16 protein-coding genes are annotated in these 23,145 nt (G+C 66.8%); 13 read left to right on the top strand and 3 right to left on the bottom strand.

Annotated features, from left to right (window positions below; genetic code table 11):
* The first annotated feature begins 5 nt into the window (after positions 1-5).
* The 5 genes from VOI27_RS20370 (at position 6) to VOI27_RS20390 (ending at position 7,175) form a co-directional block, all read left to right on the top strand.
* Positions 6-2,225, top strand: coding sequence for a hypothetical protein (locus VOI27_RS20370; protein ID WP_323767996.1), 2,220 nt, complete (start codon positions 6-8; stop codon positions 2,223-2,225).
* 86 nt (positions 2,226-2,311) lie between these two features.
* Positions 2,312-3,313 carry a Gfo/Idh/MocA family oxidoreductase gene (locus VOI27_RS20375; protein WP_323767998.1) on the top strand — a complete coding sequence of 334 codons (1,002 nt, stop codon included), beginning with the start codon at positions 2,312-2,314 and terminating at the stop codon, positions 3,311-3,313.
* Positions 3,310-4,881, top strand: coding sequence for an acyl CoA:acetate/3-ketoacid CoA transferase (locus tag VOI27_RS20380; protein ID WP_323768001.1), 1,572 nt, complete (start codon positions 3,310-3,312; stop codon positions 4,879-4,881). The genes VOI27_RS20375 and VOI27_RS20380 overlap by 4 nt, the downstream gene beginning before the upstream one ends.
* On the top strand, positions 4,878-5,645 hold the full coding sequence (locus tag VOI27_RS20385; protein WP_323768003.1) for an enoyl-CoA hydratase/isomerase family protein: 768 nt from the start codon (positions 4,878-4,880) through the stop codon (positions 5,643-5,645). The genes VOI27_RS20380 and VOI27_RS20385 overlap by 4 nt, the downstream gene beginning before the upstream one ends.
* Before the next feature lie 3 nt (positions 5,646-5,648).
* Positions 5,649-7,175, top strand: coding sequence for an aldehyde dehydrogenase family protein (locus VOI27_RS20390; RefSeq protein WP_323768005.1), 1,527 nt, complete (start codon positions 5,649-5,651; stop codon positions 7,173-7,175).
* 91 nt (positions 7,176-7,266) lie between these two features.
* Here VOI27_RS20390 and VOI27_RS20395 read toward each other — a convergent pair whose 3' ends face one another.
* The gene (locus tag VOI27_RS20395) at positions 7,267-8,289 is read right to left on the bottom strand and encodes a LacI family transcriptional regulator (protein WP_323768007.1); all 1,023 of its coding nucleotides are present in this window, start codon (positions 8,287-8,289) and stop codon (positions 7,267-7,269) included.
* 274 nt (positions 8,290-8,563) lie between these two features.
* Here VOI27_RS20395 and VOI27_RS20400 point away from each other — a divergent pair, with 274 nt between their 5' ends.
* The 8 genes from VOI27_RS20400 (at position 8,564) to VOI27_RS20435 (ending at position 17,386) form a co-directional block, all read left to right on the top strand.
* Positions 8,564-9,805 carry an ABC transporter substrate-binding protein gene (locus VOI27_RS20400; RefSeq protein ID WP_416374701.1) on the top strand — a complete coding sequence of 414 codons (1,242 nt, stop codon included), beginning with the start codon at positions 8,564-8,566 and terminating at the stop codon, positions 9,803-9,805.
* Positions 9,806-9,978: 173 nt separating this feature from the next.
* The gene (locus tag VOI27_RS20405) at positions 9,979-10,791 is read left to right on the top strand and encodes a sugar ABC transporter permease (RefSeq protein WP_323768026.1); all 813 of its coding nucleotides are present in this window, start codon (positions 9,979-9,981) and stop codon (positions 10,789-10,791) included.
* Positions 10,791-11,672 carry a carbohydrate ABC transporter permease gene (locus VOI27_RS20410; protein WP_323768011.1) on the top strand — a complete coding sequence of 294 codons (882 nt, stop codon included), beginning with the start codon at positions 10,791-10,793 and terminating at the stop codon, positions 11,670-11,672. The genes VOI27_RS20405 and VOI27_RS20410 overlap by 1 nt, the downstream gene beginning before the upstream one ends.
* 103 nt (positions 11,673-11,775) lie before the next feature.
* On the top strand, positions 11,776-12,888 hold the full coding sequence (locus VOI27_RS20415) for a sn-glycerol-3-phosphate ABC transporter ATP-binding protein UgpC (protein ID WP_323768013.1): 1,113 nt from the start codon (positions 11,776-11,778) through the stop codon (positions 12,886-12,888).
* On the top strand, positions 12,889-14,382 hold the full coding sequence (locus VOI27_RS20420) for a GMC family oxidoreductase (protein ID WP_323768015.1): 1,494 nt from the start codon (positions 12,889-12,891) through the stop codon (positions 14,380-14,382). It begins immediately after the preceding gene.
* A gap of 25 nt (positions 14,383-14,407) precedes the next feature.
* Positions 14,408-16,000, top strand: coding sequence for a GMC family oxidoreductase (locus VOI27_RS20425; protein WP_323768017.1), 1,593 nt, complete (start codon positions 14,408-14,410; stop codon positions 15,998-16,000).
* Entirely contained in the window at positions 15,997-16,314 is a 318-nt protein-coding gene (locus VOI27_RS20430; protein WP_323768019.1) for a Dabb family protein, read from the top strand. The genes VOI27_RS20425 and VOI27_RS20430 overlap by 4 nt, the downstream gene beginning before the upstream one ends.
* A 67-nt stretch (positions 16,315-16,381) precedes the next feature.
* Entirely contained in the window at positions 16,382-17,386 is a 1,005-nt protein-coding gene (locus tag VOI27_RS20435) for a LacI family DNA-binding transcriptional regulator (protein WP_323768021.1), read from the top strand.
* Here the strand turns inward: VOI27_RS20435 and VOI27_RS20440 are convergent.
* Both VOI27_RS20440 and VOI27_RS20445 read right to left on the bottom strand, forming a co-directional pair.
* The gene (locus tag VOI27_RS20440; protein WP_323768022.1) at positions 17,368-19,440 is read right to left on the bottom strand and encodes an FAD-binding protein; all 2,073 of its coding nucleotides are present in this window, start codon (positions 19,438-19,440) and stop codon (positions 17,368-17,370) included. The genes VOI27_RS20435 and VOI27_RS20440 overlap by 19 nt on opposite strands.
* An 80-nt stretch (positions 19,441-19,520) precedes the next feature.
* Positions 19,521-22,745 (bottom strand): reductive dehalogenase, encoded by a 3,225-nt coding sequence (locus tag VOI27_RS20445; RefSeq protein ID WP_323768024.1) that lies wholly within the window; start codon positions 22,743-22,745, stop codon positions 19,521-19,523.
* Positions 22,746-23,145: the final 400 nt, after the last annotated feature.

Genomic DNA, 23,145 nt, shown 5'->3' on the forward strand with positions numbered 1-23,145 from the left:
TGCCGATGCTGAACCGCCGCCATGTCCTGACCGCCGCCGTAGCCGCGCCCTTCCTTCGCCCGACCCGGGCTGCAGGTGGGCCGCTGACCCATGCCGCCGCGGGCGGGGATCTGGCCTTTGCCGACCGCGCGGCGGCGCTGGGGTGGCTGGCCGAGGGCGGACGGCTGCGCGCCGGCGCGCGGTTTGTCGCCGGCGGGTTCGCCTATCGCTGGCAGCCCGGCGCGCGCTGGATCCCCGACATGGCCGATGTGGTGCCCGACGCCCTGCCCGCACCAGAACATTTCGGCGCCAGGCCCGACCTGCGCTGGCGGCTGCTGTCTGAGGGTGATCTCGACGGGGCCAACACCGGCGTCTACGGCCCGCTGCGGCTGGGCGGCAGCAACGCGATCAACGGCTTCCTGCTGGCCGACCGCTATGCCCGCGCCACAGGCACACATTCCAGCACAAGCCAGTGCCGCGCCGAGGGCGACTACTTGGTCAGGAGCTACAGCCGGCGCAAGACCGATGGCCGCCAGGACAGCTGGCGCTTTGACTTTCATGCCGAGCGCCCCGAGGATATCCGTGTTGCGATCTATCGCGCCGATGTCTTTGAGGCCCTCAGGGAGGCCGGCGATCTCAGGGGCTCGGAACTGGCCGAGCTGGTGCATGACGAGCTGCCGGCGTCGGACTACGAGGTGCGGCTGGCGCCTGACGGGATGGGCGGCGCGGTGCTCCATAGGCCCGAAGCCGGCCAGTATATCGACATCTGCCGTCAGTTCGACCTCACCGCAAGATGGAGCCACAGCGGCGTGCTCTGGAGCGATTTCCAGACCTTTCAGATCGGCCTGAACCTCGCGGCCACGGACGCCGCGTGGGAGGGCGACCGGATCATCGGACGCTACAGCTACTACGGCTCGAAACCCGCCAACCGCGGACAGAACGGCGTCGTGGCCGGGGCGAGCACGGGATATTACACCGCAGGGCCCCAACCGCGGCGGCGCAATGTCAGGCTGCGGGCACTGCTGTGCCGGGCGGCCTCGGTGCGCGGTGACGAGAACGACCGCTACGTCGACAGCGATCCCTCGATCCTGACGGCGGCGGTGGGCTGGATCGACAGCCCGGTGTTCGAGGTCGGCACCTTCGGCCGCACCAACACCCCCAGCAACATGCTGTTCCTGGCGCATTGGGGTGGGCGGTATCGCCCGCCGGGCCGACGCGAGTTTCTCGACAAAACCAGCTATCCGCTGATCGAGACCTGGCATCCCGAGAAGGTGACGCTGGAGATCCGCAGTCCGATCGACCGCGCCACCCATGGCTTCGTCAAGGGCTGGGAACTGGCCGCTGTTGCCGGGGCGCGGATCAGCCGGGCCGAGCATATCGGGGTGAGCCACCCCTACTGGATCGGTGTCGGCGATGTCTCCGACGCCTATGCCACCCCCGCCCAGCGCGGCCGGGTCAACAGCACGCCGATCACCGTCGGCCACCAGACCGCAATCGATATCGCGCCGGACCCCGGATCGGAATATTACGGCGTGCTCTACAAGGGCACCGGCACCTCGAAGTTCGAGACCTACCCCGGCACCGCGATCGCCGTTCAACGACATGGCACCCTGGACGTGACCTGCGAGGGCCACAGCATCGAGGCGGTGCCAGGCACGCTGGAGGCAATCCGGCTGAGGCAATTCCGCGGGAGCGTCGATCTGGGCGAATGCTGGCTGAGCGGCGCCCGAAAGGCGCTGTATGCGCTTGGGGGCGACGGTCACTGGCAGGGCCGCATCCACGCCTATGACGGCATGATCCATGTGCAGCATCACGTTCATGGCCGGCTCGAGGGGCCGGCGTTCGGTGGCCCGGTTGCGCGACAGGCCGGACCGCCGCTGCGCGATGCGACGCAGGGGGTCTATGCCGAGGGGCAGATCTTTGCCACCACGACGCGGGGCCCGGTGCGCACCGGGGCGGTGACCCTGCCAATCGATCCCCTGACCGACCCATGGCACGACATCAACGCCGGCGACAGGCTGGATATCGCGGCGCCGGATGGCACGCTGACCAGCGTCTATGCCACCGGACTTTACGTGAACGGTGCAGAGCTGGTCGGGATCAGCCCCCTGCCGCATGACGTCGCGCCCGGGACGGTGGTCAGTATCGATCAGAGCGCCGCATTGGCGATCGTGCGCCCGCCCGGCCGCGACGGAAAACTGAGGCTGAACACAACACGGGCGGTGATCACGCTGTCCCCGCCCTGAACGCGACGCATGGGAAAAGTGCTTGACTCCCAATGGAACGTTCCAGTAGACAGTGATGGAACGTTCCAAAGCAGGGAGGACAGAGCGTGAATTGGGCACTTGTCGGCGCCAGTACCATCGCCAGCCAATACATGATCGGTGCCCTGCGCGCCCAGGGTGGCACGGTCCGCCGGGTGGTCAGCGGGTCGGCCGACCACGCTGCGCGCTATGCGCAGGAGCATGACATCCCGCACAGCGGCACCGATCTCGACGCCGCGCTGGCGGATGAGGCCGTGGAGGCGGTCTATATCTCCTCGACCAACGAGAAGCACCATGCCCAGGCCATGGCGGCCATCGCCGCCGGCAAACATGTGCTGTGCGAAAAGCCGCTGGCGCTGAGCCTTGCCGAGGCCCGAGAGATGATCGCCGCGGCGGAGGCCGCCGGGGTTGCACTCGGGGTCAATCACCACCTGCGCCATGCCGGCAGCCATCGGGCGATCCGCGAGACCATCGCCGCGGGCCGGCTCGGTCGCGTCCTGTCGCTGCGGGTGTTTCACGCGGTGCATCTGCCAGAGCATCTGCGCGGCTGGCGGCTCGACAATCCCGGAGCCGGTGGCGGGGTGATCCCCGACATCACCGTGCACAACGCCGATACGGTGCGCTTCCTGTTGCAGGAGGATCCGATCTCGGTGGTGGCCCAGTCTGCCAGTTCCGGCATGGGGCAAGGGGTCGAGGATTCCGCCATGTCGGTCTGGTCCATGCCCTCTGGCGCCATGGTGTTCAGTCACGAGAGCTTTACCCACCCCTACACCACCTCCGGGCTCGAGGTGCATGGCACCGAAGGCTCGCTGATCGCCCGGGGCGTGATGGCGCAAGAGCCGGAGGGCGCGCTGGAACTGGTGACTGCCGACGGTCGCAGCGCCCTGCCCTTCGACAAAACCAGCCTCTACGAGACCGCGGTCGCCGGTTTCATGCGAGCCGCCCGCACTGGCAAGACGCCGAGCGCCTCTGGCCGGGATGGGCTGCTGTCGCTGATGATCGCTCTGGCGGTGCGACAGGCGGCTGACAGCGGCCAGTGCCAGACCCTTGAGTACGGAGCCGCCACATGAGCAAGATCACCACCCCCGAACAGGCCGCCGCCCGGATCCCGGATGGCGCCGTGGTCACTGTGTCCTCGTCTTCGGCGCTGGGCTGTCCGGACCGCATGCTCGAAGCCATCGGCGCGCGGTTCGACACCGAGGGCCACCCCCGCGACCTCACCACCATCCACCCGATTGCCGCCGGCGACATGTATGGCGTCAAGGGCGTCGACCATATCGCCAAGGACGGTCTGCTGGCGCGGATCCTCGGCGGGTCCTACCCCTCTGGCCCGTCGTCGAAACCAATGCCGGAGATCTGGAAGATGGTGGTCGAGAACCGCGTCGCGGCATACAACGTGCCCTCGGGCATCCTGTTCGACATGACCCGCGACGCGGCGGCGAACCGGCCCGGCGTGCTGACCAAGGTGGGGCTCGAGACCTTTGTCGATCCGCAGCGCGAAGGCTGCGCGATGAACGACCGCGGCGCCGCGGCACCGATCGTCCGGCGGGTGGAATTCGACGGCGACACCTGGCTGCATTTCCCCAACATCGTGCCCACTGTCGCCATCCTGCGCGCCACCACCGCCGACGAGCACGGCAACCTGACCTATGAACACGAGGGCGCCTACCTGGGCGGTCTCGAGCAGGCAATCTGCGTGCGCAACCACGGCGGGCTGGTGATTGCGCAGGTGTCCCGGGTCACCAAGCGCGGCTCGCTGCGGCCGCATGACGTGCGGGTGCCGGGGCATCTGGTCGACCTTGTGGTGATCGACGAGGATCAGAAACAGACCTGCGAGACGCCCTATGACCCGGCGATTTCCGGCCAGGTGATGCGGCCCTGGGAGAGCTTTGCCCGCGCCGAGCATGGTGTCGAGAAGGTCATCGCCCGGCGCGCCGCGATGGAGCTGCGGCCCGGCATGTCGGCCAACCTCGGCTTTGGCATCAGCGCCATGGTGCCGCGCATCCTGCTCGAGGAAGGCCAGCCCGAAGCGGTCACCTGGACCATCGAACAGGGCGCGGTGGGCGGCATGCCGCTGACCGGCTTCGCCTTTGGCTGCGCCTCCAATGCCGATGCCTTCGTGCCTTCGCCGCAGCAGTTCATCTATTTCCAGGGCGGCGGATTCGACGTGTCGTTCCTGTCGTTTCTCGAGGTCGATGTGGAGGGCAACGTCAATGTCTCCAAGCTCGGCAAGAAGCCCTATCTGACCGCAGGCTGCGGCGGGTTTGTCGACATCACCTCGGGGGCGAGGAAAATCGTGTTTTCCGGCTGGTTCGAGGCCGGCGCCAAGGTCGAGCTGACCGATCAGGGCATCCATATCGCCGCGCCGGGCAAGTTCACCAAGATGGTGGAGGCGGTCGAGCATGTGACCTTTTCCGGCAAGCGTGCGCGCGAGCTGGGGCAGGAAATCCTCTATATCACCGAGCGTTGCGTGATCCGGCTGACCGATCAGGGCCTTGTTGCCACCGAGATCATGCCCGGCATCGACCCCGAGCGCGATATCGTCGCGGCCTCCGGCGGGCGGGTGCAGGTGGCTCCCGATGCGATCACCCTGCCGCTGTCGCTTCTGGCGGATGCGCCGATGGGGTGGGGCCAATGAGCGGCGTTCATTTCACGCAGGAGGACCGCGTCGCCGAGCTGCGGCTCGACAATCCGGCCAAGATGAACGCGCTGACCGTCGAGATGCTCGACCAGCTGGCTGCGCATCTCGACCGGATCGAACGTGACCGGGGCATCGCCGCGGTGATGCTTACCGCCGAGGGCGAACGGGCATTCTGCACCGGCGCCGATATCAACGGCTGGGGCGATCTCAGCCCGGCCGAGTTCTCGCGCCACTGGGTGCGCGACGGCCACCGAATCTTTGACCGATTGGCGCGGCTGTCGCAACCGACGATCGCGGTGCTGTCCGGCCATGCCTTCGGCGGCGGGCTGGAACTGGCGGCAGCCTGTGACCTGCGGGTGATGGCGCCCACGGCGGCGCTGGCACTGCCCGAGGCCGGGGTCGGCATCGTACCGGGCTGGTCGGGCACCCAGCGGTTGCTGCGGCTGATGCCGGAACCGATGGTCAAGGAGATGGCGCTGTTTGGCCACCGCATCAAATCCGACCGGGCGCTGGCCTGCGGCTTTGTCGCCGCGGTCGATGATGACCCGCGCGCCGCGGCGCTGCGGCTGCTCGAACGGGCCGTCACCCTCTCGCCGCGCGCCGTCGAGATTGCCAAGACGATGATCCACGCCGCTCAGGGCGAGGACCGCGCCGCCATGGTCGAGGCGCTGGGCAGCGCCGCCATTGCCGCCAGCGACGACAGGGCCGAGGGCGTCGCCGCCTTCCGCGACAAACGCACAGCAGATTTTCCGGGGACCTGAACCATGCGCGACCTCACCATCCAGACCGACCAGACCGTTGCCATGCCGGAGGCGCCCTATGCCGCGCGGCATTTCATCGACGGCAGCTATTGCGACAGCGCCGACGGGCGCCGCTCGGACCGCGTCTCTCCCTCGCACGGCATCGTGGTCAGCCAGGCGGCGCTTGGCGGCGAGATCGAGACAAACCTCGCCATCGCCGCCGCCCGCCGGGCCTTTGACGACGGGCGCTGGAGCGGGCTTACTGGCAAGGAGCGGGCCACGGTGCTGAACCGCGTGGCCGACCTGATCGAGGCGAACGAAGAGCGGCTGGCGGTGATCGAGACGCTGGAAAGCGGCAAGCCGATCAGCCAGTCGCGCGGCGAATGCGGCGGTGCGGCCGATCTCTGGCGCTATGCCGCCAGCCTCGCCCGCGCCAGCCATGGTGACAGCCACAACACGCTGGGCGAGGATATCCTCGGCGTGGTGCTGAAGGAGCCGATTGGCGTGGTCTCGCTGATCACCCCGTGGAACTTTCCGTTCTGGATTCTCAGCCAGAAGCTGCCCTTTGCGCTGGCCGCCGGCTGCACCTGTGTCGTCAAACCCTCGGAAATGACGCCCTCCACCACCGCCATGCTCGGCGCGCTTCTGGCCGAGGCCGGGCTGCCCGCCGGGGTCTGCAACATCGTGCTGGGCCATGGCGACCCGGTGGGCAGCCTGATGAGCACGCACGCCTCCGTCGACATGGTGAGCTTTACCGGCTCCACCGCGGTGGGCAAGCTGATCACCAAATCCGCCGGCGACAGCCTCAAGAAGGTGGCGCTGGAGCTTGGCGGAAAGAACCCGCAGGTGATCTTTCCCGACGCCGATCTCGAAAGCGCCGCCGATGCGGTGACCTTCGGCGTCTACTTCAACGTCGGCCAGTGCTGCAATTCCTCGTCACGGATCATCGTGCACGAGGACATCGCCGAGGACTTCGTCGCGCGCGTGGTGGCGCTGTCGCGGCGGGTGGTCTTCGGCAACCCGATGCACCCCGACACCCAGGTTGGCGCCATCGTCACCGCCGAACACCAGCAGAAGATCGACGGCTATGTCCAGGCCGCCCGCGAACAGGGCGCCGAGGTGGTGCTTGGCGGCGGGGTGATGGAGGTCGAAGGGCTCGGCCGGCAGTTCTATCAGCCGACGGTGGTGCGCGGGGTCACGCCTGAGATGGAGATCGCGCGGGCCGAGGTCTTTGGCCCGGTGCTCTCGGTGCTCACCTTCCGCGACTTCGACGAGGCTGTTGCTCTGGCCAATGACTCGGCCTACGGTCTGTCTGCGGGCGTCTGGAGCGAGGATGTCCACACCTGCCTGAGCTTCTGCCGCAAGGCACAGGCCGGCACGGTCTGGACCAATACCTGGATGGACGGATTTCCCGAGCTTGCCTTTGGCGGGATGAAGCAATCCGGCCAGGGACGCGAGATCGGCCGCTACGGTTTCGAGGAGTTCCTCGAGGTGAAATCTCTGGTCATGCGCATCGGGCGCAGCCGGGCACCTTGGGTCAAGACAGGCTGAGATGCACCGGACCCCAGGCAAGGCGCCGATCCGGAGGGAGAGCTTGATGCTGAACCACACGACACCGACATCTGCCGGCCCCGCGCCGGGCCTAGGTCTCCCAGCTGGCGGGCCCGGGCGCAAAGAGATGCTGCAGACCGGCGGCAGGCTCGCCGTCCATGCGGCGCAGAAGCATCTCGGTCATGACCCGGCCGGTGGTGTGCAAATCTTCGAAGACGGTCTCGATCCGCGGGCGGATGTTGTCAAAGATCGGCGAGGCGCGCTTGGCGATCACGTCGGCCCCCTGCCCCGGCACCACGCCGGCGTCCGACAGTACGCCGAGCGTGGTCAGCGCGATCGCCTCGCCGACGCAGACATAGCCGTCGGGCGGGGCCGGCTGCGCCAGCCTCTGGCGCAGAGCTTCCGCGATCTCGGCTGCGGGGCTGTCGATGGTGACCGAAGAGACCACCTCGTAATCGATGCCGGCAGCGCGGGCGGCCGAGACGAAGCCGTAGCGGACGTGCTGGGCAAAGGTGAAAGGCTCGGCCGGCGGGATCAGCAGGATCCGCTTGCGGCCGCGTTGGATCAGCCGCTCGACCGACCGCCTGGCAAAGGCCTCGTTGTCGTAATCGACCCAGGCATGCGGCTCGGCAAACTCGGTGCGGCCATGGCTGACGAAGGGAAACCGCGCTTCCATCAGCAGCCGCACGCGGGGATCGAAGCTCTCGGTGCGGGTAAAGAGCACGCCGTCGGCCAGCCGGTTGCGCAGGATGGCGCGCACCTGGCTCAGCCGGTCGGGGCCGAGACTGTCGGGCACCACGGTCACCGAATAGCCGGTGCCCCGCAGTCCTTCGGTGATGCCGGACAGGAACTCGTGGGTGAAGCCGAGGAACTCGTGGTCGGTGTTGAGCAGCAGCGTCACCACCTGGGTGCGGCCGGTGCGCAGCCGGCGCGCAGCGCGGTCGGGCACATAGCCCACCTGCCGCGCTGCCGCTTCGATCTTGGCGCGGGTCCGGGCGGCGATCTTGGGATCCCCCGACAGCGCCCGCGACACCGTGGCCACCGCATAGCCGGTCAGCTCGGCCACGGTGCGCAGCGTCGGCTTGGGCCGGTCGAATCGGGGTCCGGTGCTCATGGCGTCCACTTCGAGAGACTGCCGCCCGCTCGGGCAGCGCTGCTGAGAGACTATGCGTCAACTTTAAAACGTTTCAACAGTAAACTTCCGCGATAAAATTTCCCGCGGCGTGAGATATTCGGGTTTGTCATTGGGCTACGGGAGGTTGGATGATTTCCTTGGAGGATCTGGAAAGGGGTGACGAAAGTTAAAGCTTGACGGAAAAGCGATTTGTAACGTTTGAATACGGCAGCCCGGGAGGGGCGCCATAAAATAGGGAGTACCAAAGATGACAATGAGAAAGACACTCAAGATGACGGCCATGGCCGTCACACTGGGCGCGACGCCGGCGCTGGCCGCCGACGTCGAGGTTCTGCACTGGTGGACCTCTGGCGGCGAGGCCGCGGCGCTGAATGTGCTCAAGGACGATCTGGCCGGACAGGACATCGGCTGGCAGGACATGCCGGTCGCCGGTGGCGGCGGCACCCAGGCGATGACCGTGCTGCGGGCGCGGGTGACCTCGGGCAATGCGCCCACCGCCGTGCAGATGCTCGGCTTCGACATCACCGACTGGGCCAAGGAAGGCGCGCTGGCCAACCTCAACGAGATCGCCGAAGACGGCAACTGGGGCGAGGTCGTGCCGGAAGCGCTGCAGAAGTTTGCCAGCTACGAGGGCCAGTGGGTCGCGGCGCCGGTGAACGTGCACTCGACCAACTGGGTCTGGGCCAACAAGGCGATCATGGACGAGCTGGGACTCGAAGAGCCGCAGACCTGGGAAGACTTCACCGCCGCGCTGCAGGCGGCGCAGGACGCGGGCTACACCGCGCTGGCGCATGGCGGCCAGGCCTGGCAGGAGGCCACCTTCTTTGACGCGGTCGTCCTGTCGGTCGGCGGACCCGAGTTCTATCAGGCGTCGATGATCGATCTCGATCCGGAAGCGCTGGGCTCTGACCAGATGAAAGAGGTCTTCGACCGCATGGGCACCCTGCGTGGCTATGTCGACGACAACTTCTCTGGCCGCGACTGGAACCTGGCCACCGCCATGGTGATCAACAAGGAAGCCGCCTTCCAGCTGATGGGCGATTGGGCCAAGGGCGAGTTCCTCAACGCCGGCAAGGTGCCGGGCGAGGATTTCCTCTGCTTCCGCTTCCCCGGCAGCCAGGACCAGGTGACCTTCAACTCTGACCAGTTCGCCATGTTCAGCCAGGGCGACGGTGTCTCCGAGGAGCAGGCGGCTCTCGCCAAGGCGATCATGTCGCCGGAATTCCAGATCGCCTTCAACAAGGTCAAGGGCTCGGTTCCGGCCAGGACCGATCTTGACGCCAGCGAGCTCGATGCCTGTGGCCAGCGCGCCTATGAGGACTTCAAGGCGGCCGCCTCCAGCGGCAACCTCTATGGCTCGATGGGCCACGGCCACGCCAACCCGGCCTCGGTCAAGAACGCGATGTATGACGTCATCACCGCGCATTTCAACGGCGAGTACGACAGCGACACCGCCGTTGAAGAGCTGGTCACTGCAGTCGAAATCTCGCAGTAACCGGCCCCTCTCGGGAAAGCGCCACCTGGCGCTTTCCCAACCGTCCCAAGGGAGAAAATCCAATGACTCAGATCGCGCCCGAAGTGCGTGAGGTCTCCGCACGCCCAAATCGCAGCGGCCGAGACTGGCTGCGCGACGCCCTGCCCAAGATCGTCCTCAGCCCGAGCCTCGCGATGGTGCTGATCTTCGTCTACGGCTTCATCATCTTCACCTTCTACCTGTCCTTCACCGACAGCCGGATCCTGCCCTCCTATGACCTCGTGGGATGGGAGAACTACTCCAAGCTGTTCCGCATCCGGGCCTGGGACACCGCGGTCGTCAACCTGCTGGTCTTCGGCTCGCTCTACATCGTGATCTGCTGTGCGCTGGGGCTGACGCTGGCGATCCTGCTCGACCAGAAGATCCGCGCCGAGGGCTTCATCCGCACCATCTACCTCTACCCGATGGCGCTGTCGTTCATCGTCACCGGCACGGCGTGGAAATGGTTTCTCGATCCCGGCATCGGGCTACAGGCGGTGGTGCGCAGCTGGGGCTGGGAAAGCTTTACCTTCGACTGGATCAAGGACGGAGACATGGCGATCTATACCATCGTCATCGCGGCGGTCTGGCAGACCTCGGGCTTTGTCATGGCGATGTTCCTCGCCGGGCTGCGCGGCATCGACAACGAGGTGCTGAAGGCGGCGCAGATCGACGGTGCCTCGAACTTCTCGCTCTATCGCCGCATCGTCATCCCGCAGCTGCGCCCGGCCTTCATGTCGGCCTTCGTGGTGCTGGCGCATATGGCGATCAAGTCCTACGACCTGGTCATCGCGCTCACCGGCGGGGGCCCCGGCACCGCCACTGAGCTGCCGGCGACCTTCATGTATTCCTACACCTTCACCCGCAACCAGATGGGCATCGGCGCGGCCTCGGCCACGATCATGCTGATGGCGATCGCGGCGATCATGGTGCCCTACATCTACTCCGAACTCAGGGAGAAGTCGTGATGTCCAGCAATGCAACCGCAACCGTGGTGCGCACCGGAGCCGGCTCGCGCTTTGTGATCTATACCCTGCTCGCGCTGTTCTGCCTGTATTACCTGCTGCCGCTCTATGTGATGGTGGTCAACTCTTTGAAACCGCTGAGCGAGATCCAGGCCGGCGGCATGATGTCCCTGCCCGACCAATGGACCACCGCACCGTGGAAAAGCGCCTGGTCGACGGCGCAGATCGGTGTCGAGGCGACGGGCCTCAAGCCGTTTTTCTGGAACTCCATCGTCATGGTGGTGCCGGCTGTCGCGATCTCGACCGTGCTGGGCGCGCTCAACGGCTATGTGCTGACCAAGTGGCGGTTCCGCGGGGACACCATCCTCTTTGGCCTATTGCTCTTCGGCTGCTTCATCCCGTTCCAGATGGTGCTGATCCCGATGGCGCGGATGCTGGGGCTCGCGGGTCTGGCCGGCACCGTGCCGGGGCTGGTCTTTGTCCACTTGGTTTACGGCATCGGCTTTTCGACGCTCTATTTCCGCAACTACTACCAGCAGTTCCCGACCGAGCTGGTGCGCGCGGCAATGATCGACGGCGCCGGGTTCTTCACCATCTTCCGCCGCATCATGCTGCCCTCGTCAGGCCCCATCGCGGTGGTCTGCGTGATCTGGCAGTTCACCAACATTTGGAACGACTTCCTGTTTGGCGCCTCCTTCTCGGATTTCGACAGCCAGCCGATGACCGTGGCGCTGAACAACCTCGTGCAGAGCTCGACCGGGGTAAAGGAATACAACGTCCATTTCGCCGGTGCCATCATGGCCGCCCTGCCCACCCTCCTCGTCTATGTCGTCGCCGGCCGGTATTTCGTCCGCGGGCTGATGGCTGGTTCGGTGAAAGGGTAAGGCGTGGTTTTACGCAGTAAAATCAAGGCCTCCGATGGAGGCATTGAAACACCGAACGCCGCAGCGCCCCTGCGCGCGGCCGGCATGACAAAGGAATGATCCCATGGGATTTCTCGATATCAAAAACGCCACCAAGTCCTACGGCGCGGTCAAGGTCCTGCATGAGACCAATATCTCGGTCGAGGAAGGCGAGTTCCTCGTGCTCGTCGGCCCCTCGGGCTGCGGCAAGTCCACGCTGCTGAACATGATCGCCGGGCTGGAAGAGATCACCAGCGGTGACATCGCCATCAAGGGGCGGTCGATGGCGGGCGTCCGCCCGGCCGAGCGCAATATCGCCATGGTGTTCCAGTCCTACGCGCTCTACCCCAACATGAATGTCGGCCAGAACATCGTCTTCGGCCTCGAGATGCACGGCGTGCCCAAGCCCGAGCGCGACAAGGCGATGAATCAGGTGGCGGACCTGTTGCAGATCAAGCATCTGCTGGATCGCAAGCCCGGCGCGCTCTCGGGCGGACAACGCCAGCGGGTGGCGATGGGACGGGCGCTGGTGCGCGATCCGGATGTCTTCCTGTTCGACGAGCCGCTGTCGAACCTTGATGCCAAGCTGCGCGTCGACATGCGCACCGAGATCAAGAAGCTGCACCAGAAGCTGAAGACCACCATCGTTTATGTCACCCACGACCAGATCGAGGCGCTGACCCTCTCGACCCGGATCGCGGTGATGTTCGGCGGCCACGTCCAGCAGCTTGGCACCCCGAAAGAGGTCTATGACAACCCGGCAAACATGTTCGTGGCTGGCTTCATGGGCTCGCCCTCGATGAACCTCTTTCCGGCGCGGATCGCGGTGGAAAACGGCCGCGCGGTGGCCAAGGCGACTCTGGCCGGCGGCCAGGAGGCCAGCCTGCCCTTTGCCGAAGGTCGCGGCTTCGAGCGCCATGACGGCCGCGAGATCGTGCTGGGCCTGCGCCCCGAGGCGATCACCGACCGCGACGGCGCCGACCGCAACAGCCGTGCGGTGCAGGTGATCGACGCCCATGTCGAGGTCACCGAACCGGCGGGCTCAGACACCTTTGTCGTCACCCAGTTGGGCGGCAAGGAGGTCACCGGCCGGTTCCGCGCTGATGTGGATGTCCATGCCGGCCAGACCTTCCCCTTTGCCATCAACATGGACAAGGCCGTGGCCTTCGACCCCGAGACCGAACAGCGGGTGTCGTGAATGGCGGATGCGGCGGATATCGTGATCGTCGGATCGGGCATCGGCGGGGCCACGCTGGCCGCGGCGCTGGCCCCCTCCGGCCGCCGCATCCTCATCCTCGAGCGCGGCGAACGCCTGCGCCCTTCGGTGCATGACCGCGACCCCGAGGCGATCTTTGCCCGCGGCCACTATCGCCCCGACGAGCAATGGCGCGACGGTCAGGGCCGCGCCTTCAACCCCGGCAACTACTACAACGTCGGTGGCAACTCGAAATTCTACGGCGGCGCGCTGATCCGCTATCGCGCCGAGGATTTCCGCCCGCTGCGCCACATCGGTGGCACCACGCCGGGCTGGCCGATCTCCTATGCCGATCTCGAGCCCTTCTACACAGAGGCCGAACAGCTCTACGGCGTGCGTGGCAAGGCGGGCTGCGACCCGACCGAGCCGCCCCGGTCCGGCGACTACCCCCATGGCCCGGTGCCGCATGAACCCGCCATCGCCGATCTGCGCGACCGGCTGGCGGCGCAGGGCCTGCACCCGTCGCCGCTGCCTCTGGCGGTCGATCTCGAGCGCTGGCTGTCGCGGGCGAAAACGCCCTGGGATGCCTTTCCCGACACCAACGGCGGCAAGCGCGATGCCGAGAGCGCCGCGCTGAGCCGGGCGCTGGCGCGGGACAACGTGACGCTGCGCACCGGCGCGCGGGTCAGCCGCCTGCTGCGCGGCGCGGGCGACCGGCTGCGCGGCGTCGAGCTGGAAAGCGGCGAGGTGATCGAGGCGCGTATCGTGGCGCTGGCCGCCGGGGCGGTGCAGAGCGCGGCGCTGCTCCTGGCCTCGGCCGATGAGCGCTCTCCGACCGGGCTGGCCAACCGCTCGGACCAGGTCGGGCGCAATTTCATGAACCACAACTGCTCGGCGGTGCTGGCGCTGCACCCTTTGCGCAAAAACCCCTCGGTCTATCAGAAGACCCTGATGGTGAACGACTTCTACCTCACAGGCGGACCGGACGGCGAACCGCTTGGCAATATCCAGCTGCTGGGCAAGATCTCCGGGCCGATCCTGCGCGCCGCATCGCGGCTTCCGGGGCCGCTGGCCGACTGGATCGCGGCGCGCTCGGTCGACCTCTATGCCATGTCCGAAGACCTCCCCAGCCCCGAGAGCCGGGTGACGCTGAAAGACGGCCAGATCGTGCTCGACTGGCAGCGCTCGAACCTGCAGGCGCATGACGCGCTGGTGTCGCGGCTTAAGCGGCTGCTGCGCCGGGCGGGCTATCCGGTGGTGGTCGCGCGGCCCTTTGACCGGCGCACTCCGTCGCATCAATGCGGCACCGCGCGGATGGGCGATGACCCGGCCAGCAGCGTCACCGACAGCTTCGGCCGCAGCCATGACCACCCCAACCTCTTTATCACCGATGCCGCGTTGCTGCCGACCTCGGCGGCGGTGAACCCGGCGCTGACCGTGGCGGCGCTGGCCCTGCGCGCCGGCGCGCACCTGCGCCAGCACGACCTCGCGGCCTGATCCCCTTCACCTCAGGAAAGACCCCATGTCCAAAGGCTACGATTTCATCATTATCGGCGGCGGTTCCGCCGGGTCGGTCCTTGCCGGGCGGCTGTCAGAGGACGCCTCGGCGCGGGTTCTGCTGCTCGAGGCGGGCGGCAGCGACCGGCATCCGTTCTATCACCTGCCCGCCGGTTTCGCCAAGATGACCAAGGGCATCGGCTCGTGGGGCTGGGAGACGGTGCCGCAAAAACACATGCAGAACAAGGTGTTCCGCTACACCCAAGCCAAGGTGATCGGCGGCGGCTCGGCGATAAATGCGCAGATCTACACCCGCGGCAATCCGCAGGATTACGACGACTGGCGGCAGATGGGCTGCAGCGGCTGGGGCTATGACGACGTGCTGCCGTTTTTCAAGAAGGCCGAGGACAACGAGACCTACGAGAACGAATTCCACGGCAAGGGCGGACCCTTGGGTGTCAGCGAACCGCGCGCGCCGCTGCCGATCTGCGAGGCCTATTTCGAGGCCGCCGCGGCGCTCGGCATCCCGCAAAACACGGATATCAACGGCGCGCGGCAGGACGGCGTCTGCTACTACCAGCTGACCCAGCGCAACGTGCGGCGGTCTTCGGCGGCGATGGCCTATGTCACGCCGAACCGCCACCGCAAGAACCTGACGGTCAAGCTTGGCGCGCAGGTCCGGCGGCTGGTGATCGAGCGCGGCCGCGCCAAGGGCGTCGAGATGATGGACGGCACCCGGCTCACGGCCGAGCGCGAGGTGCTGCTCTGTTCGGGCGCCATCGGCTCGCCGCGCCTGCTGCAGCTCTCGGGGCTGGGGCCGGCGGAGGCTCTGACCGCTCTGGGCATCGACGTGATCCAGGATCAGCCCGAGATCGGCGCCAACCTGCAGGACCACCTCGACCTCTATTGCATCAGCGAACTCTCCGGCCCGCACAGCTATGACCGCTATGCCAAGCCGCTCTGGGCGGCGCTGGCCGGGCTGCAATATGTCGCCGGGCGCAAGGGGCCTGTGGCCTCGTCGCTGTTCGAGACCGGCGGCTTCTGGTACGCCGACCCGAACGCGCGCTCGCCCGATATCCAGTTTCACCTCGGTCTCGGCACCGGCATCGAACATGGCGTCGCCGCCATGCCGCAGGGCGGGGTCACGCTGAATTCCTGCTACCTGCGCCCGCGGTCGCGCGGCACCGTGCGGTTGCAGAGCGCCGATCCGGCGCACGCCCCGCTGATCGATCCGAATTACCTCGCCGATCCTCTCGACCGCGAGATGTCGATCCGGGGGCTGAAGCTGACGCAGGAGATCCTGTCGCAGGCGCCGCTGGCCAAGTTCATTCTGGCCGAGCGGCTGCCCGGCCCCGAGGTCAGGACCGATCAGGACTATTTCGACTTCATCTGCACCCATTCCAAGACCTCACACCATTGCGCCGGCACCTGCCGGATGGGCGTGGACCCGGGTGCGGTGGTCGATACGCGGCTCAGGTTCAACGGCATTGAGGGGCTGCGGGTGGTCGACAATTCGATCATGCCGACGGTGATATCCTCGAACACCAACGCCGCCGCCATCATGATCGGCGAGAAAGCGGCAGAGATGATCAAATCAGACAATGGGATGAAAACATGATCCGACACGTGGTCCTGATCCGGTTCAAGCCGGAGGTGAGCGAAGCGAAGATCGCGGCGCTTTTTGACGAGCTCAAGGAGATCGAGGACAAGCTGCCCGCCTGCCTCGGCATCACCGCCGGCAAGAGCGAGAGCCCCGAGCAGATGGAGCGCGGCTACATGCATGGCTTCATTGCCGATTTCACCGATTGGGACGGGTTGCAGGCCTATCAGGACCACCCCGACCATCAGATCGCCGGCGCCAAGCTGACCGAACACGCGCAGGGCGGCAAGGACGGCATCCTCTGTTTCGACCTCGCCGTCGGGACCGCCTGACGGTCTGGCCTTTGGCGGCGCTGCGGCCTATGTCAGGCTGACCCGAGGCGAGGCAGGAAACCGCGACATGGCCCGCAGACCGACCATCATCGACGTGGCGCGCGAGGCGGGCGTGTCGAAATCGACCGTCAGCCTGGTGCTGCAGAACAGCGCCTCGGTGCGCGAGGAAACCCGCAAGCAGGTGCGCGCGGCGATGGCGCGGATCGGCTATGTCTACAACCGCTCGGCCGCCAACATGCGTAAGTCAGACGCCGGGCTGATCGGGCTGGTGATCAACGACCTGCGCAATCCGTTCTTTACCGAGTTCGCCACCTCGCTGCAGATGGCGCTGGCCGACAAGGGCTATTCCGCGGTGATCGCCAACACCGACGAGGACGCCGGGCTGCAGGCGCAGATGGTGGGCGCGATGATCGAACATGGCGTCTCGGCGCTGATCCTCTGCCCGGCCTATGGCGAGACCGGGGCGACCTTTGATGCCATTGCGCGGGCCGGCATGCCGGCAATGCAGATGCTGCGGCGGGTCGATGACCGGCTGGACCTCTTCCCTTTCACCGCCCCCGATTACGCCAAGGGCAGCGCCGAGGCGACGCGGCACTTGCTGGCGAGCGGCGCGCGTCAGGTGGCCTTTGTCGGCGGGCTTGAGGCGCGGGCGGTGACCGAGGAACGCCAGGCCGGCTATCGCGAGGTGCTGGCCGAGGCGGGCATGACGCCGGTGATGCTGACCGGCCAGTCGAGCCGCGCGTTCGGCCGCGATGCGGTGCGGATGCTGGCCGGGGCCTATCCCGAGGTCGATGCCGCCGTCTGTTTCAACGATCTGGTGGCGCTGGGGATGCTCTCCGGGTTTCAGGAGATCGGCGTCACGGTGGGCCGCGACGTCCGCGTCGTCGGCTTCGATGACATTTCCGAAGCGGCGCAATGCTTTCCGACCCTCAGCTCGGTGCGCTGCGACATTGCCGGGATCGGCGCGCAGGCGGCCGAAACGGTGATCGGCTGGCTCGACAAGGGCACCCCGCCGCCACAGGAAACCCGGACGCCGGTGCAGCTGGTGGTCCGTCAGTCGAGCGGCGGCTGAGGCAGATCAAAGATCGCGCCGGTCAGCCAGGCCGGCCAGTCACGCTCGAACACCGCCTTGGCGGCCTCGTCGAAACTGCGGTTGGGCCGGGTGGCCAGCACCATCGCGCGGCCCTCCATCCGCAGGGTGATCTGGCTCGCCTTGTCCTCCTCGCGCTCCGGGCGAAAGCGCACCTCCTCGAGCGGGCCGGTCACCGCCATCGGCAGCGCCGTGCCCGCCGGATCGCAGATCGCCCGCGCGCCGCGAGAGCCGCCGCCGCTTGAAATATAGTGATCGAGCGCCGTCAGCACCGCCTCCGAGGTCAGCGCCATCTGCTGCCATTGCAGTGCCCGGCCGACCTCAGGGGCGCGGCTGTAGCCGATGCCCTGCGCCCGGATCCGCGCGTTCAGGTCCCGCGCCGCCTGCAATGCCGCGCGGACCTCTTCGCCGGTGCAGAGAATGCCCGCCGTGTCACTCATCCGCGCCTGCACCTCGGCGCGCAGCGCTGTCAACGGCACCCCGGTCTCTGGCCGCAGCGACGCGGCGATCTCAGCGACCGCCCCGTCTGCCTCGGCCGCGCCCTCAGGCGGCGCAACGGCGCGGCCACTGGCGGCGATGTGCTCCGCCACCCGCGTGCCAAACACCTGCCCGGCATTCAGCGCCGAGCCGCCGGGCCGCGTGGCGCCATGGGTGCCCGCCGCCTCGCCCACCGCATAGACACCATGAAGCGAGCTGCGCCCCCAGGTATCGACCGCGATGCCGCCGTTCATATGCTGGTTGTTGACCGCAAATTCCAAGGGATCGGCAGCGATGTCGACCTTGTAGCGGCGGTACAGTTCAATCGCGAGCGGGTTCATGTGGCGCAAGCGGTCGATCGGCAGCGCGTGATCGGCGCCGGCATTGCGCAGGTAACGGCTGACGTCATCATCGAGCCGGTCGAGGCTGAACGGCACGTCGCCCGGCACCGGCAGCGGGTTGCGGTTGAAATCCATGAACACCCGTCGCCCCGCCTGCGTTTCGCGAAAGATCGCGAGGTCGACGAGGCTCGAGCGGAAGTCCAGCATCCGCGACGCGTGGAACGGCCATTGATAGCCCTTGCGAAAGACGTTCGACGCCAGCTCCTGCGTGCTGCGGTAGTAGTCGGTGAGGAAGTGATGCTCCCTGCCCGCGTCATCGACGGAGTAGATATGCGGGATGACCTGCACATAGGTGCCCGAGAGGTTCCAGGGAAAGCCCTCGCGCCGGGTGCCGATGCCGAACTGGCTCTCGGTAATATTGACCAAGGTGATTCCGGCCTCGAGCGCCAGACCCAGCGAGCCGAAACAGCCGTTGGGAAAGACGCTGTCGCGGTAGAGCTCGCCCGGGCCCCCGGCCGCCAGCACCAGCGCCTCGCAGCGAAAGAGCGCGAGGCCGAGGGGGTTGTCCTCCGAGCGGTCCTTGGGCCGGACGGCCAGAAACCCGGTGACGCGGCCCGCCTGTTTCAGGATGCGCACGGCGGTGGTCTGGTTGAAGAACGAAATGCCCAGCCGCAGCGCCTCCTGCGCCAGCACCTTGACCATCAGCCGAGAGGTGCGTGGCCCGCAGCTCGTGGCGCGGCCTGTTTCGTCGTGATCGGTCTGATAGCGCAGGGTGCCGCCGAGCGCGTCCTGCGGCAGCGGCAGCCCGAGAAACTGCAGCGAGGCCATTGCGCGGACCGAGCCCACCGCCTCGATATAGGCGGTGTCCTCGTCCATCGCGCCGCCCCCGCGGATCGCCCGCGCCATCGCCTTGAAATCATCGCCCTGGTCGGCGGTATTGGCGGTGTGCAGCGTCTGCTTGTCAGAGCCGGAACAGGCCGAGGTGCCGCCCCAGGCGCTCTGGCTGACGATGCAGACATCGCCGCCACGCCGCTTCAGCTCCACCGCCGCGCGCAGCCCCGCCGCGCCGCTGCCCACCACGATGGCCCCGGCCCGGTGGACCGGGATGCTGTGACCGGCCAGCATGCAGGTCTCGGCAAAGCCCGGCTCTGGCGCCAGGCGCGGCATGTCGACATCGGTCAGCGCGTCGAGGATGGCTTGCGGAATGGTCTGGGTCATCGCGGATCGGCACCGTCTTGGAACGTTCCACACACTCCTATTGGAACGGTCCAACCCTGTCAAGTCGCGCCGGCAGCTGTCTAGAGATCGACCTCGAGCACCCCGCCGGGCTGGGCCGCGCGGCTCTGGCAGAGGATGATTGCGCCTTCGCGCTGCGCCTTTGACAGCACGAAATCGCGATGCTCGGCCTCGCCCGAGACCAGCCCGCATTTGCACACGCCGCAAATCCCGTCCGCGCATTTGACGTCGATCTGCACGCCGTTTTCCTGCAGCACATCGGTGGCGCTGCGGTCGGCCGGCACGGTAAATTCCCGACCGGACCGCGCCAGCCGCAGGGTAAAGGCGTGGTTCTCGTACTCCGGCAGTTCGGGCACCGAGAAATACTCCAGGTGCCGGGCCTGCTCGGGGAAACCTTGTCGCTCGGCCGCCGACATCACCGCCGACATGTAGCGCTCCGGCCCGCAGGTATAGACGTGCCAGCCCGGCCGGTATCCGGCAAGAATGGTGTCGAGATCAGCGCGGCTGCCCTCATCCGAGACATGCAGCTGCACCTTGTCCACCCAGTCAACCGCTTGCAAATCCTTCAGGAACCCGGCCTCCTCGCGGCGCGAGACCGAATAGTGCAGCGCGAAATCCACGCCCTTGGCATGGGTCTCATGGGCAAAGGCGATCATCGGCGTGATGCCGATGCCGCCGCCCAGCAACAGGTGTTTCACCCCATCCGGCGCCAGCGGAAAATGGTTGATCGGCCGCGAGATGAAGACCTTGCGCCCTTCGGTGAAGATCCGGTGCATCAGCGCCGACCCACCACGGCCCGCCGCCTCACGCAGCACCGCGATCTGATAGCGCGTGCGGTCGGCCGGGTCGCCACAGAGCGAATACTGCCGGAAGTACTCCGGCGCCACCACCACATCCAGATGCGCCCCCGCCGTCCATTCCGGCAGCGGTTCGCCGTCAAGCGATGCCAGTTCGTAGCGGGTGATCCCGTCGGTCAGCCTTTCGGCGCGCGTCACCTCGACCCGGATCACCGGCGCCGCACCGCTGAGCGTATATTCATGCGCCAGCCCCTCGGTCTCGCCCCGGTCGAGCCGGGCTTGGTATTCGTTGGCGGTGATCATCGCCTGATAGGCCTCGATGCCCTTTTCACGGTCCATCGGAAACGGAAACGGCCAGGGGTGCGGCGCGAGATTGGCAGGATAGACCGCGAGGGTCTGGTCGGCGTAGTCGAGCTTCAGGTCGGTCTGCAGCTCGCGCATGTTGGTCTCTTCCGGCGCCACCATCTCGCAGCGGCCATCAGGGTACCATTTCAGGTCCCACCACCAGCGTTTCCTGGGATTGATCCGGCCATTGCCCACCAGGTCATCGGCCTTGGCCAGCACCCCGGCCATTGCCGGCACGTTGGTGGCGATCCAGCGCAACGGCTTTTCATGCGCCAGCCCTTCCATGTTCCAAGGACAGGTCTTCATGCAGCGGCCGCACATCGCCCCGCCCTTCTGTGTAATGCGGTAGGTGGTGCATTTCTGGCTGTCCGATTTCCAGATCTCGTAGCCGTTGAACATCAGCTTCGGCCCCGCGGTGATCGCGCCAGAAGGGCATTCGCGGGCGCATTTGTTGCAGGCCTCGCAGAAGGCCTGCATGCCGAAATCGACCGGTTTGTCGTGGGTCAGGCGCATGTCGGTGGTGATCACACCGGATTTCAGCCGCGGCCCGAGGAACGGGTTGACGATCACCTCGCCGATCCGGCTGACCTCGCCCAACCCCGCCAGTAGCAGGAGCGGCGGATGCAGCACCTCGCTGCTCATCGAGGTATGCGACTTGGCCGAATAGCCGAGGTTGCGGATCTGCTGGGCGATCACCCCGCCCAAGAGCGAGAACCGCAGATAGGCCCGCATCGACTGCGCCACCGCGATCCAGTCATCGCCGGAAGAGCCTTCGGTGGTGTCGAAGCCCTGATCGATGATCAGGCAGATGGCATTGTCCTCGGTGGGCACGATCGGCTCGCCCAGGGCGTCATGCGAATACCAGGCCCACTCCGGGCAACGCGAGATGCCGATGGCATCGGCGCCGAGGAAATAACCGATTGCCTTGATCGCCTCGTGGTTGGTCCTGGCGTCGCGGGCGCTGTCGTCTACCGTCTCGGCCCCGGGGCTGTCCTGCAACAGGTGAAAGCCGCCCATCGGCCGGCGGGTGGCCTGGCTGATCGGCGATTTGCGGGCGAAATAGCCCCCCGTGGCCGCCTCCTGGTTGGCCTTTCCCATGTCGCCGAACTGCGAGCGGGCGAACATATCGGTGCGTTTCGGCACGCGCGGCACGCGGGCCTCGTCGATAAAGGTGGTTGGTGTGTCGACGCGCTTGAGCTGTTCAAACGGATGCGGCCCGTCGGTGTAGCGTCGCTGGGCATAGGGGTCGAGCGTGCGGCCGTTCTTGGCCGAGCCACGGCCCAGCCGCCAGGCCAACCCATGGGTAAGGTCCGCCGGCTGCGCGCTGATCGGCGCCAGCGGCGCATCGGTGGCCATCTCGAAATTGGTGGTGATCGCGGCGAGGCCAAAGCGCGTGCCGACGAAGGGATTGACCAACCGCCCGTCCTCGACCACCGCGAGCCCGGCCGCCACCGCCAGCGCGTTGAGATCGACATCGCTGGCGGCCCCGCTATGGGCCTTGGCGTCGTAGCCCAGGATCCGCAGGTAGCTGGCGATCACCACCGCCGTCTCGGCACCAAGCAGGCAGGCGCGCTGGGCTTGCGCATCGCGCATCCAGGGATGGCCGGGCTCGTCCGGGGCGGGATCGCGGTTGTGGTTGTAGAGAAAGACGATCGCATGGCTGTGCCCGTCGACCGGTTGCGGCGGGGCGGCAATGCTTTCGCGCAGATCGGCCATGATCACGTCGATCCCCGCCGCCAGCGACCTGACCTGCCGGGTCATGACGTCTTTGGCAAGGCGGTCGATGTCGGGGTTGGCAATGGGGGTCTCGAGCTTCATCGAAGGATCGAAGTGCCCGATCCCCACCATCGGCGCGTCCTGGAAGTAGCCGAAGGACTTGATGTGGCGCGCGCGCTCTTCGGGATCGTCCGGGCAGCCGGCCTTGATCCCGGGCGTCAGACCGCCGCGGATTACGTCGAGCAGCGCCTGGTAATCGCGCATCGCGTTGACCAGCGAGGCCGGGGCGCTGCGTCGGTCGAAATCGACCGGTTGGCTCGGCGGTATGTCCGAGAGGTCCGCCCTGCCCGCGCGCCGAGCGAGCCGTTCCAGCGGAAACGGCCCGAGATGGAACGGCCGGCTGCGGGTCGAGAAGATCTGGGCGGTCATTGCGGTCTCCCTGCCACGCCGGGCTTGCGCGAGGTCGCACAGGCAGGTCCGGCAGGGATTTGAAACACCGATCGATGGGAGGATCAAGGTATGGGCGTGCACGACACTGCTGACGGTTTCGTGGGGTCTCGGCGCGATCGGAGCTGGTGGAAGGGGGTGAGGTTCGGTTGCGGGCGTAGGATTTGAACCTGCGCCTGGGCTCCGAGCGGTCAGCGCCGGGTTCGTCCACTGGACAATCTGCGGGACGCGCCGCCCTTCAGGTTATGAGCCTGACGCGGCGGAGGGTGTCCGGCAAACGCTTCAGTGGAGCGTGTGTAACCCTGTGTAGGCTGCGATTGGTGGTGTAGATTTGGTTGCGGGAGTAGGATTTGAACCTACGACCTTCAGGTTATGAGCCTGA

This window comes from Marinovum sp., from assembly GCF_034669705.1.
GTDB lineage: Bacteria > Pseudomonadota > Alphaproteobacteria > Rhodobacterales > Rhodobacteraceae > Marinovum.